General features: G+C 71.1%; 17 protein-coding genes and 2 tRNA genes. 14 read left to right on the top strand and 5 right to left on the bottom strand.

The window, feature by feature from the left end:
* Window positions 1-264: 264 nt before the first annotated feature.
* The 3 genes from IF17_RS1000000138890 to IF17_RS0105810 form a co-directional block, all read right to left on the bottom strand.
* The gene (locus IF17_RS1000000138890; RefSeq protein ID WP_157851127.1) at window positions 265-708 is read right to left on the bottom strand and encodes a hypothetical protein; all 444 of its coding nucleotides are present in this window, start codon (window positions 706-708) and stop codon (window positions 265-267) included.
* A 507-nt stretch (window positions 709-1,215) separates the two neighbouring features.
* Window positions 1,216-2,457: a helix-turn-helix domain-containing protein gene (locus IF17_RS1000000137510; RefSeq protein ID WP_244890425.1), complete on the bottom strand. Its 1,242-nt coding sequence runs from the start codon at window positions 2,455-2,457 to the stop codon at window positions 1,216-1,218.
* Entirely contained in the window at window positions 2,448-2,765 is a 318-nt protein-coding gene (locus IF17_RS0105810) for a putative quinol monooxygenase (protein WP_030562840.1), read from the bottom strand. Before IF17_RS0105810 ends, IF17_RS1000000137510 begins: the two co-directional genes overlap by 10 nt.
* Before the next feature lie 153 nt (window positions 2,766-2,918).
* On the opposite strand from IF17_RS0105810, the gene IF17_RS0105815 reads away from it, so the two are divergent.
* The 12 genes from IF17_RS0105815 (at window position 2,919) to IF17_RS0105870 (ending at window position 9,762) form a co-directional block, all read left to right on the top strand.
* Window positions 2,919-3,248, top strand: coding sequence for an SCO3933 family regulatory protein (locus IF17_RS0105815; RefSeq protein ID WP_030562842.1), 330 nt, complete (start codon window positions 2,919-2,921; stop codon window positions 3,246-3,248).
* A 2-nt stretch (window positions 3,249-3,250) separates the two neighbouring features.
* Window positions 3,251-4,603, top strand: coding sequence for an FtsK/SpoIIIE domain-containing protein (locus IF17_RS0105820; RefSeq protein WP_030562845.1), 1,353 nt, complete (start codon window positions 3,251-3,253; stop codon window positions 4,601-4,603).
* An 87-nt stretch (window positions 4,604-4,690) separates the two neighbouring features.
* Window positions 4,691-4,891: a hypothetical protein gene (locus IF17_RS0105825; RefSeq protein ID WP_030562847.1), complete on the top strand. Its 201-nt coding sequence runs from the start codon at window positions 4,691-4,693 to the stop codon at window positions 4,889-4,891.
* A gap of 82 nt (window positions 4,892-4,973) precedes the next feature.
* On the top strand, window positions 4,974-5,660 hold the full coding sequence (locus IF17_RS0105830; RefSeq protein WP_030562849.1) for a DUF2637 domain-containing protein: 687 nt from the start codon (window positions 4,974-4,976) through the stop codon (window positions 5,658-5,660).
* A 20-nt stretch (window positions 5,661-5,680) separates the two neighbouring features.
* The gene (locus IF17_RS0105835; RefSeq protein WP_030562851.1) at window positions 5,681-5,869 is read left to right on the top strand and encodes a mobile element transfer protein; all 189 of its coding nucleotides are present in this window, start codon (window positions 5,681-5,683) and stop codon (window positions 5,867-5,869) included.
* Window positions 5,870-5,881: 12 nt separating this feature from the next.
* Entirely contained in the window at window positions 5,882-6,208 is a 327-nt protein-coding gene (locus IF17_RS0105840; protein WP_030562853.1) for a hypothetical protein, read from the top strand.
* A 1-nt stretch (window position 6,209) separates the two neighbouring features.
* Window positions 6,210-6,446, top strand: coding sequence for a hypothetical protein (locus tag IF17_RS0105845; RefSeq protein WP_030562855.1), 237 nt, complete (start codon window positions 6,210-6,212; stop codon window positions 6,444-6,446).
* A gap of 92 nt (window positions 6,447-6,538) precedes the next feature.
* Window positions 6,539-6,727 carry a hypothetical protein gene (locus IF17_RS0105850; RefSeq protein WP_030562858.1) on the top strand — a complete coding sequence of 63 codons (189 nt, stop codon included), beginning with the start codon at window positions 6,539-6,541 and terminating at the stop codon, window positions 6,725-6,727.
* Window positions 6,728-6,732: 5 nt separating this feature from the next.
* Window positions 6,733-6,927, top strand: coding sequence for a hypothetical protein (locus tag IF17_RS0105855; RefSeq protein ID WP_030562860.1), 195 nt, complete (start codon window positions 6,733-6,735; stop codon window positions 6,925-6,927).
* Window positions 6,928-6,929: 2 nt separating this feature from the next.
* A complete protein-coding gene (gene repSA, locus IF17_RS0105860; protein WP_030562862.1) occupies window positions 6,930-8,333 on the top strand; it encodes a replication initiator protein RepSA in 1,404 nt (467 codons plus the stop codon).
* A complete protein-coding gene (locus IF17_RS0105865) occupies window positions 8,333-8,539 on the top strand; it encodes a helix-turn-helix domain-containing protein (protein ID WP_030562864.1) in 207 nt (68 codons plus the stop codon). Before repSA ends, IF17_RS0105865 begins: the two co-directional genes overlap by 1 nt.
* Complete coding sequence (locus tag IF17_RS0105870; RefSeq protein WP_030562866.1) at window positions 8,536-9,762, top strand: tyrosine-type recombinase/integrase; 1,227 nt, start codon at window positions 8,536-8,538, stop codon at window positions 9,760-9,762. The genes IF17_RS0105865 and IF17_RS0105870 overlap by 4 nt, the downstream gene beginning before the upstream one ends.
* Before the next feature lie 78 nt (window positions 9,763-9,840).
* On the opposite strand, the gene IF17_RS0105875 is transcribed toward IF17_RS0105870, so the two are convergent.
* Window positions 9,841-9,913: transfer RNA gene (locus tag IF17_RS0105875), tRNA-Arg, on the bottom strand.
* Between the two features lie 225 nt (window positions 9,914-10,138).
* Window positions 10,139-10,229, bottom strand: a tRNA-Ser gene (locus IF17_RS0105880).
* 296 nt (window positions 10,230-10,525) lie between these two features.
* On the opposite strand from IF17_RS0105880, the gene IF17_RS0105885 reads away from it, so the two are divergent.
* Window positions 10,526-11,077, top strand: a complete 552-nt coding sequence (locus IF17_RS0105885; protein WP_018513694.1) for an SSI family serine proteinase inhibitor — start codon at window positions 10,526-10,528, stop codon at window positions 11,075-11,077.
* Window positions 11,078-11,324: 247 nt separating this feature from the next.
* Complete coding sequence (locus IF17_RS0105890; protein ID WP_030562868.1) at window positions 11,325-15,602, top strand: PAS domain-containing protein; 4,278 nt, start codon at window positions 11,325-11,327, stop codon at window positions 15,600-15,602.
* The last annotated feature ends 76 nt before the right edge of the window (window positions 15,603-15,678 follow it).

The raw sequence follows: 15,678 nt of genomic DNA on the forward strand, positions 1-15,678 counted from the left end.
TGGGCGACTGGCGCGGGGCACCACCCATCATTTGAGGGTGGAGCCCCGCGCGGTACACATTCGAGCCCCATCCTTATCAGGTCGGTTGGGCTTCCGGACGCCCCCCTGATCGGCAGCTGAGATTGCCAGGTGGGCGAGCCACTTGTGTTCGTTGACGCCCGCCCCAAGTCGCTGGCGTTGGTGTCAGGCGGTGATGTCAGCCCGTCGCGCCCGCCGACAAAGTGCTAGCGCACTCTGAACGCCTTGGATTGGCTGCGACCGAGGTCACATCTTGGGCACTTCCTTCGAAAGCGTCTCACCGTGTCCTAGCTTGATCACCACGGTCACCTCGGAAGCCTCCGCCTCGATAGGTGAGGCGTCAATGGTCCAGTAGAGCTGGGAATGGCCCCCGATCCTGCACGGTAGGGCCGGGCCTGCTTCGTCATCAGCGCCCAGGCGAGCGTGGTTGCCATTCAACATGGTGCGTTCTGAGTAGATCCAGATGGACGCAACTTCGGTGTCTTCTCTTCCAGTGTTGCTGAGCGACACACAGACAGCTCGTGCACGTCCTTCAGGACGAGCAAGGTGGTCCGTAAAGACGGCATGTAGGGCAACATTTGGTCTCGCTCGCTGCGACTCACGCTTAGCGAGGCGGGTCTGAGACAGGCTGATCATTACAGCAGCGACCGCGACCACCAGGCTGGCAATAGACAGGATCAGGGACGTCATGCCAGGCATCCTGGCAGGTGCGAGGGGCCTGTTGGGAGACAAGGAACAAGTTGGATTCCTCCCCTCCAGCCCACCACTCACCGCGGCTCCCATCCCGTCCGCCTTCGACCCACACACCGTGGAGCGGTCGTGGTTCAGGGCGTCAAGGTGGAGCGCGCCACTGTACGAACGACCTTGACGCCCTGGGCCGCGACTGCTCGGCTCTGCCTGGGTCGAAGGTGGTCGGGATGGGAGCCCCACGACGCTCGCCCCGCTCCGGCCGGCACTCGCGAACGGTGCCCCGTCCATCCCGGAGTCTGAGCGCCCCCGCCGGAGGCATCCTCTTGAAGCCGCGGGCTTGGTTCTCGTCTCATGCCCCACGGGCCTATCCACTGCGGGCGCGCGTCGGCGGCGGCAGCGCCGAGCGGGCCGAAGGCAGGAGCGCGGGCGCAGCCAGAGCCGGGAAGCGCGCCCGGCGGAGCGGAGCGCAGCCGGGTGCCTTGATGAGGTAGAGAAACCTGTAACAACTCAGGGTCGCGCGTCTGCCCGGTCGGCAAGCTCCCTCAGTTCCGGGGGTGCTGTGCGCCCGGCGAAAAGGAGGAGTTCCCGGATTGTGTCCCTGGCGGCGACGTGGGTGTGGATCAGGTCAGGGGACAGTTCCTCGGCAGCCAGCAACGATCCCATGGCTTCACCGACTTGGCGTCGCTGCGCATAGGCTCGACCAAGGTCCATGCTGAGTCGGGCTCGGCGCTCCAGGGAGAGGGCGGATGTATCCAGCTCGGTGCCGACTTCAATAGCTTCGCCGGCATCTCCCAGCTCGACTGCGATCGAGACGGCTTGGATCTCGACGTTGGTCGGACCGAACTCCAAGTTGAAGTCGTTTCGGTCCTCCCCCAGCCTCCCTGCGACCTCCCGCGCTCTCTTCATCTCCTGTCGCGCCCGAGGCCGGTCGCCCGCTCGCGCATGGATGAGCGCTAGCGCCAAGTGCAGCGCACCAATTACTGACAGTGCTTCGGGGTCGACTGCGGCTCGTTCGTAGTGCCGCTCCAGGGCGTTCAGGGCTGTGGTCGCGGAGTGCTCAGCCTGATCGAGGTGCTTAAGACGCACGAAGGCTTGAGACAGACGAAAGACGCTGGCGAAGACATCCAGAGTGTTACCTGACTGCTCTGCGGCCCGAATGGCACGATCAGCCGCCACCCACGCGGCATCTGCCTCGTCCTGCCGTACGAAGGCTGAGGCAAGAGCTTGGTAGGTCCGGCTGAGCAGACCCCAGAGCCTTCCCTGCTCATTGGGCGGAGCCGTTCGCGCCGCGCGCTCAATTCGGGGCACCAGTGGCCCTAGCAAGGAGCTCAGCTCCGCGAACTCGTTGGCGTGGGTCAACTCCCACACCCGATCTACCGCACGTTGGATTTCCTCCACGTTGGCGGGGCTAGGTTCGGTCGTATCGAGAATGACCTCTGGGACAGCGTGCCCCGAGATGACCAGTCTGGCTTGGTCCAGATCGTTGGGAAGCTCAACGGTTGGTTCTTCCGCTGGCTCCTGCGCCGGTGCGTCGGCCCGCAACTCCTGGACCGAGACACCAAGGCCGTCCGCCAGCAGGCGCAGTACGTCCAAGCGATTGACGGGCTGGATGCCCCGCTCAACCTGAGAGAGCCAACTCGCGGTACGCCCGATCTCGGCTGCCAACTGCTTCTGGGTTAGGCCGCGCTCCTCGCGAAGGCCGGCGACCCGAGCTCCGAAAGCACGACGTTCTTCTGGTGTCACTTCCACACCCCGGCAGCGCCTTGACTCTGCACAAAGGTGACCTCGAAGTCAGCCACGTACTTTCCCCGCTCCGCCAGGAAGTGACGGGTGTGCGCCTGCTGCTCGTGCCGATCGAACGCCGCACGGTCGGCGTACAGCTCGTAGAAGAGTCGGGAGTTGGGCTCATCCGCCACGGTGTGGACGACGTACGAGAGGGTGCCGGGCTCGTGGGCTCGGATGCCTTGCAGCGTCTCCTGCACCAGAGAGTCGAAGGCTTCCGCCGCCTCTGCGTCGCGCAGGTTGAACCGGACGATCAGGCCGAAACCGCTGGTCATGTGGTCCTCCTTAGGGTGTCGCTCCCAGAGTCGCAGAGATACAGCATCACTGCTACTCGCAGAACTTCTTGACTCGCAGTTTTTCTGTGCCTACTCTCATAGAGAAGTTGCGATCCGGCGAACGTCGCTGGACCTGACTCAAGGAGTTCCGCTATGCCGTCCTTCAAGATCGACACTTCGTCCGCTGTCGTGTTCGTGGCGACGCCTCCGACGCCGAAGCTCGTGAGCAAGCAGACGGGCGAGATCGCCATCGACCGTGAGACCGGCGCCCCGCTCGCGACGGTGGGTCTGCTGGTCGCGGACGAGGGGGAGGGGAACCTGTACCAGGTGACCGTGCCGAGCACGGGTGTCCCGGAGGGCTTGGCCCCGGGGACGCTGGTGCACGTGGTCGGGCTCAAGGCCCGGGACTGGGAGAACACGTTCAACGGCCAGACCCGGCACGGCATCAGCTTCCGCGCGGTGGCCATCACGGTGGGTGCCTGACCATGTCGGACCTGTCCACGGTGATCCAGGTTGCGGGGGCCTTATCGGCTGCCGGCGGCCTCGGCTACGCGAAGGCCCGGTCTCCTCGGGTGTTCTGGTCGCTGGTGGGTGCCCCGGTCGCCCGGGTCCGGTTTTCGGTGACGTATCGGGCGACGATGGATGTGTGCGGGCTGACGGTCCAGCCGTCCCGCCTGCGGGCGTTCATGGTCCGCAACGTGGCCCGCCGGCAGGACGTCCAGCCGGTTCCCCCGCAGGTCCGCCGGGTCCGCTACTCCTCGACCGGGATGCGGGCGACCCTTCGTCTCCCCGCCGGTCTGGAGCCCGCAGACGTCGCCGCCGCGTGCGAGCGCCTGCGACACGCCTGGGGTGTCCACTCGGTGCATGTGGTGGAGGTGAAGCCGGGGTTCGTGGAACTGCGCATGACCGGCTACGACGTCCTGCGCCGGGTGAAGATGCCCCGCCGCCTGCCCCGCAAGCTCACCGGCGGCCCGCTGGTCGTCCCGGTCGCCCTGCGGGAGGACGGCACCGCCTTCGTCCGGGACTACCAGAAGATCCCGCACGCCCTGACGGTCGGTGCGAACCAGTCGGGCAAGTCGATGTATCAGCGCAACCTCATCTCCGGTCTCGCGAAGCTCCCGGTCGGCCTGGTCGGGATCGACTGCAAGCGAGGTGTCGAACAGCGCGGCTACGCGCCCCGCCTCTCCGCCCTGGCCATCACCCCCGATGAGGCGGACGGTCTCCTGGAAGCCCTCGTTGGAGAGATGGAGGACCGTTTCGACCTCCTCAGCTCGCATGGTGTCCCGGACATGTGGGACCTTCCCGCGAAGCTGCGGCCGGTGCCGCTGGTGGTCCTGGTCGATGAGGTCGCGGAACTCTTCCTCGTGGCCGCGAAGAAGGACGAGGAGCGGCGGGACCGGATGGTGATGCGGATGATCCGGCTCGCTCAGATGGCCCGCGCGGTCGGGATCTTCCTGGAGGTCTGCGGGCAGCGCTTCGGCTCCGACCTCGGCAAGGGCGCAACCGCCCTGCGCGCTCAGCTCACCGGGCGTGTGGTGCACCGGGTCAACGACAAGCAGACCGCCGAAATGGCCCTCGGGGACATCGCCCCCGAAGCGGTCTTCGCCGCCACCACCATCGCCCCCGACCGCCCCGGCGTCGCCGTGGCCGGGGACTCCTCCGGCGGCTGGTCCCGCATCCGCACCCCCGCCATGACCCCCGCCCAAGCCGTCGCGGTCTGCCACGAGTACGCGCACCTCACCCCGCACCTCACCGCCCTGGCCCCCTACCGGCCCGCCGTTTCGGCCGCGCCGGCCCCGGGCTCGCCGCTCCTCAAGCCCTGCCCGGCAACCAGCTAACTCCCCACCCCGCAAAACCGGTTGGCGTGACCGTCTCGCGTCAGGTCCCTACCCCGCCCGTGCCCGGAACCGGAAGGAACCCCCGCCATGGCCACCCGACGGACCACCACCAAACCCCCGGCCCCCGCTCCCGCCCCGGTCGAACCGGCCCCGTGTCAGCCGTGCGGCGGGACCGGGAACGTCGCGATCACCGTCCGCGTCGGCCGCAAGCGCCGCTCGGTCGGCCAGCAGGACGGCCTCTGCCTCAACTGCCTCGGCGAAGGCACCGACCCCGGCCTCGACGCCTGACCACCCCTCCTCGCCCCGGTGCCCGGCGGCGGACCCGCTCCCCGCCCGGCACCGGCCACCCCTCGAAAGGAGGTAACCCCCTATGTCCCGCATCCGTATCGACGCCGTACTCATCCAGGCCGTCATCGCCGGTGCTCTGTCCTTCGCCCACCTGCATGATCTGGCCGCAGCCGCCGGACAGGACGGCTGGAAAGCCTGGGCCTACCCCGTCAGCGTTGATCTCCTGCTCGTCGCCGCCTGGCGCCGCATGCGTACCACCGCCGACAACCGCGCAGCCTGGGCCTGGTTCGTCATCGCCCTGGCCGCCTCGCTCGGCGCGAACGTCGCCACCGCCGGACTCCTCGACCTCGGCGACGTTCCCGCCTGGCTGCGCATCCTCGTCGCCGGATGGCCCGCCCTCGCCTTCCTCGGCGGCACCCTCCTCGTCCACAGCCCTTCCGCTGTGCCAGAGGCCCCCGAGACCGAGCCCGTACGCGCTGCCGCAGCGCCGGTCGCCCCGGCCCCTGATCCGGTCCCGGACGTGACGGTGGAACGGGCTCCCGAACCGGCACCCGAACTCCCCCCGGCCCAGGCCGCCGAAATCGCTCCGGTGCCCGCCCCGGCTCCCACTCAGCCCACGGCCGTTCCGCCGGCGCTGCTCGACCACGCCCGGAAGCTGGCCGACTCCCACCACGCCACCACCGGCAACCGCATCGACTCCGCCACCCTGCGCGCCCGCCTCGGCGTCCCCGCACCCCTCGCCGACGCCATCACTGCCCAACTTGCGTAATCCGTAAGGAGGTTCATGCCATGCCGCGTCCGAACCGCTTCACGAACGTGCTCCGCATCGGCCCCGTCCAGGTCGGCACCCACTACGACGGCCGGGGCCGCACCAAGCACGTCGCCGCCTGCACCGCCCCCGGCTGCGACTTCTCCGCCGACTACTTCAACCGCGCCGCCGCCGAACTCGCCGCCCGCACCCACCGCTGCAACCCCTGACAGGAGGCACCTGTGTTCACCCCGAAGATTCCGCCCCCGGACACCGCACCCACCCCGGGAACGTCCCTCGTCCCGCCGCTCACCGGCCTCGTGCACCCCCCGGCCTGCACCTGCCACCACACCCCGACCGCCCCGGCCCCGGTTCCTCCGCCTGCCCGGCCGGCCGTTCAGCTCACCCCGGGCTCGCTCCTCGTCGCCGCCGCCGGCGGGACCGCCATGGTCCTGATAATCGGCACGGTCCTGGTCTCGATGCTCCTGGCCACCGCGATCACCGCCGCCTCGGTCGCGATCTGCGCCGTGGTCCTGCGCTCGCTCCTCAACAACCAGAAGGGCAACTGACATGGGCTTCTTCAGCCGCAAGAGCAACGACACCGCGACCAACCCCGCCATGACCGAGCTGGGCCGGGAGTTCGCCATCGCCCGCCGCCACGGCGACCGCAAGACCATGCGCCGCATCGGCCGCGAGTACGACGCCACCGCCACCGGCGAGAAGGACGCCGCCTCGTTCCAGGCCGGTCAGGAGTCCTACGACGCCCTGCCCCCGATCAAGACCCCGCGCCGCAACCGCCGACGCTAACCGGCCCCCGGGGCGGCCTCGGTCGCCAAACTTCCGCCGCCCCGGGCGCCCACCACTTCCAGATCCAACGGACCCGAAAGGGAGATCCCATCATGCCCCAGCACACCCTGCCCCGGCCGATCTGCGCCCACTGCGACGGCTTCCCCACCGTCACCATCACCACCGGCCAGACCACCCCCGACGGACAGCGCCAGACCATCACCGCGAACTGCCCCGCCTGCCGCGGCACCGGCCACACCACCACCCCCGCCGCCCGCGCCCACACCCGGATCGGGACCTGAGCGCCATGGCCGACCTGACTCCCACCCCGGACCGCCCCGGCCTCCACGTCAGCAAGCCCTCCCCGAACGCCCCCGCCACCGGCTCGGCCGTGTGCCACTGCGGAGCCTCGGCCACCGCCACCGGTGACAACCAGGTGCGTGCCCTGGTCGAGGGCTACACCGCGAACCACGGGTTCGCGCACGGCCGGACGGGGCGCTGACCATGACCACCGCTGCTGCTGCGGCGGGCCTGGACCCGGCCACCCTGGGCGATCTGCTCCGGGTGGTCGGGTCTCCCGGCTTCGACCGCCTCACCGAACAACTCCGCCGCACCGGCGGCTGCTCCCAGCCCATCCACCTCACCGGCACCACCAAGACCATCGACAGGGCAACCGACACCCTGCTCCACCACTACTCCACGGACACCGAGCCCGGCGGCCGGTTACGGATCGCCTGCGGCAACCGCCGCGCCTCCCGCTGCCCCGCCTGCGCCTGGACCTACGCAGGCGACACCTACCACCTCATCCGCGCCGGACTCACCGGCGACCCCGACAAAGGCACCCCCACCACGATCCGGGACCACCCCCGAGTCTTCGCCACCCTGACGGCCCCCTCGTTCGGCCCGGTCCACAACCGACCTGGCAACCGGCCCTGCCGCTGCGGTATTCGGCACTCGGAGGATGCGCCGGAGCTGGGTACGCCGCTCGCCCCGGACGCCTATGACTACGCGGGGGCGGTGCTGTGGAACAACCACGCCTCCGACCTCTGGCGCTACTTCACGATCTACCTCCGCCGCGAAATCGCCCGCCGCGCCGGGCTCACCCAGAAGGAAGCCCGCGAACAGTCCAAAGTCTCCTTCGGGAAGGTCGCGGAGTACCAGAAGCGCGGTGCCGTGCACTTCCACGCGGTGATCCGCTTCGACGGACCCGAGGGCCCAGACACCCCGCCCCCGGCCTGGGCCACCGTCAATCTTCTCGACGATGCGATCCGCGCCGCCGCCGCCCGGGTCGAAGTGGTTGTGCCGGCCAACCCGGAAGCCGGGATCATGGACGGCTCGACTCTGCGGTGGGGGACACAGCTCGACGTGCAGCCCATCGGCGCGTTCGGCAACGGCGAAGACCTCACCGAACAGGCGGTGGCCTCGTACGTCGCGAAGTACGCCACCAAGGCGGCCGAGACGACCGGCACCGTGGACCACCGGGTCGGCAACAAGGAAGCCTTGGTGCTGCTCGACGTGCCGGAGCACCCGCGCCGGCTGATCGAGGCGTGCTTGGACCTGCATCACGCCTACCCGGAACGCAAGCTGCGCGACTGGGCCCACATGCTCGGCTTCCGGGGCCACTTCTCCACCAAGTCCCGGGCCTACTCCACCACCCTCGGGGCCCTCCGGCAGGTCCGCGCCGACTACCGCGCCGCCGAACAACGCGCCGCCCTCGGCCTCCCCGACCCGGACGACCACCCGGAGTCCACCACGCTCACTCTCGCGCACTGGGCCTACGCCGGGAACGGCCACACCCCCGGCGAATCCTGGCTCGCCGCCAACATCCACCGCGACATCCAACACAACCGCGAAACCGCCCGCGAACACCGCGCCGAACTCGAAGCCCTGGAAGGGGAGGAGCACTGATGCCCACCACCGTGATCCAGCCCAAGTGGCACACCACCGCTGAGGTGGCCGAGATGCTGAGCTTCGGTCTCTCCAAGACGAAGATGCTCGTGCTCACCGGGGAGATCCGCTCCGTGAAGATCGGCCGCAATCGGCGCATCCTCCCGGCGTGGGTGGACGAGTACGTCCAGCGCGTCACCTCCGATGCCGAAGGGCAGGCGGCATGACCGGCAAGCGCGGCAACGGGGAAGGTTCCATCTACCCGTACAAGAACGGCTTCGCGGCGTACGTCTGGGTCACCAAGCCGGACGGGAAGCGGGCCCGGAAGTACGCTTACGGCAAGACCCGCGACGAGGTGCACGACAAGTGGCTGAACCTCCACGCTGAGGCGAAGAAGGGGCCGGTAGCCACCCGGCACCGCACCCTCGCAGTCTTCCTCTCGTACTGGCTCGACTCGATCGTGAAGCCCAACCTGGCCCCGCTGACGTACGTCTCGTACGAGGGCTACGTGCGGCTCTACATCGCCCCGCAGCTCGGTGCGAAGCGGCTCGACAAGCTGACCGTGCGGGACGTCCGCGAATGGCTCACCAAGCTCGCGACGCTCTGCCAGTGCTGTGCCCAGGGCAAGGACGCGAAACGGGCCCCAGGTCGGCGGAAGTGCTGCGCGGTCGGGGACTGCTGCGAGTCCTACCCGTCCCGCCGGGTGGTGCAGGGGTCCCGGGATGCCCTGCGGGCCGCGCTGAGCCACGCGGTCGCGGAGGAGGAGATCAGCAAGAACGTGGCCTCCCTGGTGAAGGTGCCCAAGCCTCGCCGCCGCCGGATCAAGCCGTGGTCCGCCGCCGAAGCCAGTCTCTTCCTCGCTGACGCTGCGGCGCGGGATGACCACCTCTTCGCGGCCTGGGTGCTCGTGCTGACGCTCGGGCTGCGCCGTGGGGAGGTGCTGGGGCTGACGTGGAAGTCGATCGACTTCGAGACCGGCGAGCTGTACGTGGACCACCAGATCCAGCGGGCCGGGCGCGAGATCCTTCACCGCGAGACCAAGACGGAGGACTCCGACGACTTCCTCCCTCTGCCGGCCGTTTGCCTCAAGGCCCTGCGGATGCGCCGCGCCCAGCAGCTCGGGGACCGGAAAGCCGCCGGAGAGCTGTGGCAGGGCTCTCACGACCTCGTCTTCACGACGAAGTACGGCACCCCGATCGAACCGGGGAACCTCACCCGGATGTTCGCGCTGCGGTCCCGTCGCGCGGGCCTGCGGGTCATCCCGCTCCGGAACACCCGGCACACCACCGGCTCGCTCCTGGTTGTCCTCAAGGTGCACCCGAAGGTCGCCCAGCGAATCCTGCGGCACTCGCAGATCGCCATGACGATGGACGTCTATGCGGACGCGGCCGACGAACAGGTGCGCGAGGCCATCGGCAAGCTGTCCGACGCGATGGGCGGTACCGGCTGACACGGTTGCTGTACTTCGCTGCTGTACGGGCAACGCCAGAGGCCCCCAGGATCTCTCCTGGGGGCCTCTGGCCTGCTGTGCACTCGGCAGGATTCGAACCTGCAACCTTCTGATCCGTAGTCAGATGCTCTATCCGTTAAGCTACGAGTGCTTGGCGTTCCGGGCTTTTCTGCCTGGTCGGCGTTGCGGGAACAACATTACATGACCTGCGCCGTGACGCGAAATCCATTGCCCGCACCACCTCTGACCTGCGGAAACACTCTTCTGGGGCAGATCTGAGCCGCCCCCTTGACCTCGCCGTGCGGCTGGCACAGGACGACCACGCGCCGGGAACGGCCGAAGCCCCGTGCCAGGGGCACGGGGCTTCGGGGTGGAGCGGAGGCGGAGGGATTTGAACCCTCGATGGGCTTTAAGACCCAAACCGCATTAGCAGTGCGGCGCCATAGACCGGACTAGGCGACGCCTCCTCCACACACCTCGCGCGGACGCGAGTGGTGCGTGCAGATGATGACACAGTCGAACGTCGTGCCACCAATCGCCGCTCACGTTACTAGCCATGCGGGGGCCAGGGCAAAGCACTTCGGCGTGGTGGCGCAACGTCCGGGCGGGAGAGGCGTTAGAGAGGCGTGGAGGCTTCGGCCTCTGCCGGTCGGGAGCGGCCGGGTGCGGCCGTGAGCGGTCGGCCCGCCTTCCAGCACCCGGCCGCCCCCTCGACATCCGTCGCATCCGCGGTCGTCCGTGACGCGGAGATACAGGAGCCCGCATGTTGCGCCGTCTCGCTCTCGCCGCCGTCGTATCCCTCGCCGCCCTCGCCACCACCGCGCCCGCCGCGACCGCCACCGGCCCGGTGCCCTCGGCCGTACCCACCGCCGGGCCCCTCTCCTCGGCCTTCCCCGCCCTCGGGCCGCTGCCCGTGCCGCTCCCGCCGCTCCCCTCGTTCCTGGACGGCGGCAGCGGCGTGGGCCAGGAGAAGCCCGCCGCGCGGACCCGGCTCACCGTGACCGTGGAGCGCTCCGGGGTCGCCGGTGCCGACGGGACGTTCGAGCTGACCTGCGGGCCCACCGGGGGCACCCACCCCGAGCGGCAGGGCGCCTGTGACCGGCTCGCGGAGGTCGGGGCGACCCGGGCGGGGCAGGACCTGTTCCAGCCGGCGCCCCAGGGCACCATGTGCACCATGATCTACGGCGGCGACGCCTCCGCCCGCATCGTCGGAACCTGGGAGGGCCGGGCCGTGGACACCACCGTGACCCGGGGCGACGGCTGCGAGATCGCCCGCTGGAACAACCTGGTTCCGGTACTCCCCGACCTCCGATAGGGCACTGGCCGATCTTCGGCGACGCCCTCGCCGTACCGCGTCCGCGCACGTCACAGGGTGCGCGGACGCTCACGTCATAGGCCGACGGCGTACACGCCGTGCACAGAACCTTGGTGAGAGCTCCCCCTCATCCGCCGCCCCCGGGCCCTCCCCTGGCCTTAGACTCCTCCAGTGACAGTCTGCGGCCCGAGGGGCAAGATGGGGCCCGCTGTCGGCAAGGTGCGGTAATCAGGGAGGAAGCGTCGTCGTGAGCAGCAGGCCATCCCGAGGCACTGCTCGCCTCGCAGCCATACTCGATGCCCTTCCGGACGGGCTTCTGCTCGTCAATTGCAACGGCACGGTCGTCAACGCCAACGCCATCGCCCTCGAAATGTTCGAGACCCCGGGCACCGCGCTCGTCGGTCGCGGACTGCTGGATCTGCTGCCGGAGTTCGACTCCAAGCTGATCCCGGGATCGATGCGCCGGCCCGAGGCTGCGGACGAGCAGGGCAGGACCAAGCCGACGCGCATGATCGCGCGCCGCACCGACCGGCACGAGTACCCGGTCGAGGTCACCAGCGCCAGCCTGGACAGCGGCCAGGCCGCGTACAACGACATCCACTCCAGCTACACCGGGGACGAGCTACTCATGCTCGTCGTACGGGACCTCTCCGGCACCGTCGACACCGAGGCCGAGCTGGCCCGCTCGCAGCGCCAGACCGAGATGATCCTGCGCGCAGCCTCCGAGGGTGTCGTGGGCACCGACACGGACGGGCGCGTCGTCCTCGTCAACCCCGCCGCCGCCCAGATCCTCGGCTTCCGGGCCAGCGACCTCGGCGGCCAGGAGCTGCACCCGCTGATCCTGCACTCGCGGGCGGAGGGCGAGCCGTTCCCGTACGAGGAGTCGCCGCTCGCCGACACCCTCAAGTCGGGGCGCAAGCACCGCGTGCGCGGGCAGGTGCTCTGGTCCAAGAGCGGTGCTCAGGTGCCGGTGGATCTGACGACCGCGCCGGTACGGGACGGGGACCAGCTCGTCGGTGCGGTGATGACGTTCACCGACCGTCGCCCGTACGAGGAGCTCTCCGCCCAGCACAAGAACGTCGTCGCCGAGCTGACCACCAGCCATTCCGACGAGGTCACCGCGCTCAAGGAAGCGCACGCGGCCGAGCTGGAGGCGCTCAAGGAGGCCCACGCCGCCGAGCTGGCCGACCGGACCGAGCGGTACGCCGCCGAGCTGGAGGGGCAGGCCGAGCTCCTCGCCTCCGTGGGCGCCCAGCACTCCCAGCTCACCGCCGTCCTCGGCGGTTCGCTGCGCGGGCCCCTGGAGGAGCTGCGCGGTGAGCTGTCCATGCTCGCCGCCGACCCGGCCGGGCAGCTGTGGCCCGAGGCCAACCAGATCCTGCACCACCTCGCCGCCGGGTACGCCCGGATGACCACCCTCGTCGACAGCGTGCTGAGCTACCAGCGCCTCGACGCGGGCGTGGAGGGGCTGCACAAGGCCCCCGCGATGATCGACGGGATCGTGACGGGCGGGATCGACGGGGCGGTCGAGCTGATCGGACCCGGGCGCGCCCAGTTCGCCGTGCACGCCCCGCCCATCGAGGCCGAGGTCGACGCGGTCCGGCTCGCCACCGCCCTCGCCCATCTCGTCGCGGACGTCTGCGGTGTCGACTCGACCGGCAAGACCCGGGCCGTCCCCGGCGGCGGATACGTGGACTCCACGGTGGTCGTGGCCGCCGCCCAGCGCGGTGACGTCGTACGGATCGAGGTGCGCGGGCCGTTCGCCGGGGGAGACCCGGTGCACGAGCCGATCGTGCGCGGCATCGTCCAGGCGCACGGCGGTGTGCTCCAGACCCACGAGATGCCCGGGATGAGCGGCAGTGCGTACGTCCTCGACATCCCGATCGGCGCCGGCTCGGGTGCCATCGTGCCCCCTGAGGTGCCGGTGGAGACCTCCCTGGTTCCGCCCCCGCCGCCCGCGCCGTCCGAGGGTGTCGGGGCTCCGGGGGTCACCAGCGGCGGGCGGCGCCGGGCGCGCCGGGCGTCGACCGACGCGTTCCTGGACAGCCCCGGCGGTGCGCCCGACGCCGAGGCCGTCGTCGCGGAGGGCCAGGGAGCGGCAGGCCCCGGGGACGGGCCCGTCGCCGAGCCGACCGGGCGGCGCCGGGCGCGCCGTGGTCCGGCCGCGGACGAGGAGCAGGCGGTTCCCGAGCTGATCCCTGCCCAGCAGGGCGAGGGGTCGGGGCGCAGGCGCGGACGGCCCAGCCCGGCGGAGAGCGGGGCGGAGGGCGCGGGCGCAGCCGGAGTCGGAGCTGGCGTCGAAGCCGGGGGGAACGGTGGTGCGGAGAGCGGGCCGCCGCAGTTCGGATCTCCTCAGACCGGATCGCCGCAGATCGGGCCTCCCCAGACCGGGTCGCCTCAGATCGGCCAGCAGCAAGCTCAGCAGCAGCCGCAGCGGCAGGCCCTCGCGCTGACCTCCGCCGCGTCCTCCGCTCCGTCCGAGGGCTCCGTCGTCACCGCGGCCGAGGGCGCCCAGGGTGCCGGACGTCCCCAGCGCGGGCAGACAGTACCGCCGCAGGGCGTACCGGTGGACCCGCAGCAGCCGGTACCGCCCGCCGGACGGCGGGCACGGCGTGAGGGCGAGCACCGCCCGGCGCTCCCCGCTCTCGCGGCCGGCAGCGGCGGTACGAGCCCGGAGCACGGCCCGAACGGCCACAACACCCCGAACGGGCAGCACGGGCAGCACGGCCAGAACCAGCAGGCCCAAGCCCAAGCCCAGGCCCAGCAGCCCGGTGGCCGTCGGGCCCGCCGCGCGCTGGCCGCCGCCCAGGAGCGCACCGCCGCCGAGGCCGGTCCGCGTACCGCCTTCGCCCTGCCGCCCGCCGACGCGGACCGGACCCCGGCCACCGCGTCGGCGGCCACCGCACCGGCCCCCACCCCCGCGTCGGTCCAGGCACCGGGCACCGCCCCCGTACCCCCGCCCGGCGACGAGAGCCACCACGGGCGCACCGCCCCCGAGGCCGGCCACACGCCCCCGCAGGCCCACCCCGTGGCGCCGCACGGCGACTGGGCGGGCACCCCGGGCCAGGACGCGCGCGACGCGGCACCGGACGAGCAGCCCTGGGGCGCGGCCCCGGAGGCGCCGAACGCTCCCCGCCCCGCACCGGACGACCGGTCCTGGGGCGGCAACGGGCAGACCGCCCACACGACCGGCACCGGGCAGACCGCCCACACCACCGGCACCGCGGCCGTCCCGGCGGCGCACCCGGCCGACTCCGGCGCGGGCGTTCCGCTGCCGGACGCGCGGCGGCAGCCGCTGCCCGCCGAGGAGCCCATGGCGGGCGTCAACCCGGACTCCACCCAGGGGCGCGCGTTCAGCGTGCGGACGCTGGGCCAGGGGGTGCCGTTCGCGCAGCACCTCACCCAGCAGCAGAACCAGCCCGCCCCCGCTCCGCCAAGCCAGCAGCACAGCCTCGGCGGTGCCGGCCGGCGCCGCAAGCTCTCCGCCCCGCCGGAGGGCGAGCGCCCCACGGCCCCGCCGCCCGCCGCAGGCACGGACCCGGCCACGGCTCAGGGCACCCAGGGACCGCAGCCCCAAGCCCCCCAGCAGCCCCAGCAGCCCCAGCCCTCAGAGGGGCAGGGGCCCACCGACCCCACCAACCCCGGCTCCGGCCAGTTGCTGGCGCCTCCGGTGGCCGAGGGGCGCGCGTACGCCATAGGGGCGCCCGACGAGGGCGCCGAGGGTCCCGAGCCGCTGGACGGGCCCGGCGGTGCGGTCGAGGTCGCCAACCGGCCGCAGCCCCGCCCGCTCGACGACGAGCTGCCGCCCGAGCCGCTGGACAACCCGCGCCGGCTGCTCGTCTGGCCCGCCCCCGACGTACCGACCCAGCAGGCGCTCAGCGACCGGGGCTACCGTCCGGTGATCGTCAACTCCCGTGAGGAGGTCGACGCCCAGATCGCCGCGTTCCCCGCAGCGCTCTTCGTCGACCCGCTGACCGGGCCCATCACGCGTACGGCGTTGCAGTCGCTGCGCCAGGCGGCCGTCGCCGCCGAGGTCCCGGTGCTGGTCACGGCCGGGCTGGGGCAGGCGACCCGCGAGGCCGCGTACGGTGCGGACCCGGCCGTCCTCCTCAAGGCTCTGGCCCCCCGCGACAGCGAGCAGCACCCGCCCCGCGTCCTCCTGATCGAGGAGCACGAGGAGATCGCGGCGGCGCTGGCGCAGACCCTGGAGCGGCGCGGGATGCAGGTCGCCCGGGCGGCGACCGACAGCGAGGCCGTCGACCTGGCGGGCCGGATGCGGCCGAACCTGGTGGTCATGGACCTGATGCAGGTACGCCGTCGGCGCGCCGGGATCATCGACTGGCTGCGGGCCAACGGGCAGCTCAACCGCACCCCGCTGGTCGTCTACACCTCGGCCGGGATGGACCCCTCGGAGCTGCCGCGGCTCGCTTCCGGGGAAACCGTTCTCTTCCTGGCGGAGCGGTCGACCAGCGACGAGGTGCAGTCCCGGATCGTCGATCTGCTGGCGAAGATAGGCACCAACTGACCACGCACAGAGGCGGGGGCGGTACGGGAACTCCCGTACCGCCCCCGCCCTGTTTCACGTGAAACCAAGGCCGGAA

Origin of the sequence: Streptomyces cyaneofuscatus (genome assembly GCF_000718135.1) — a bacterium.
Taxonomy (GTDB): Bacteria; Actinomycetota; Actinomycetes; order Streptomycetales; family Streptomycetaceae; genus Streptomyces; species Streptomyces cyaneofuscatus.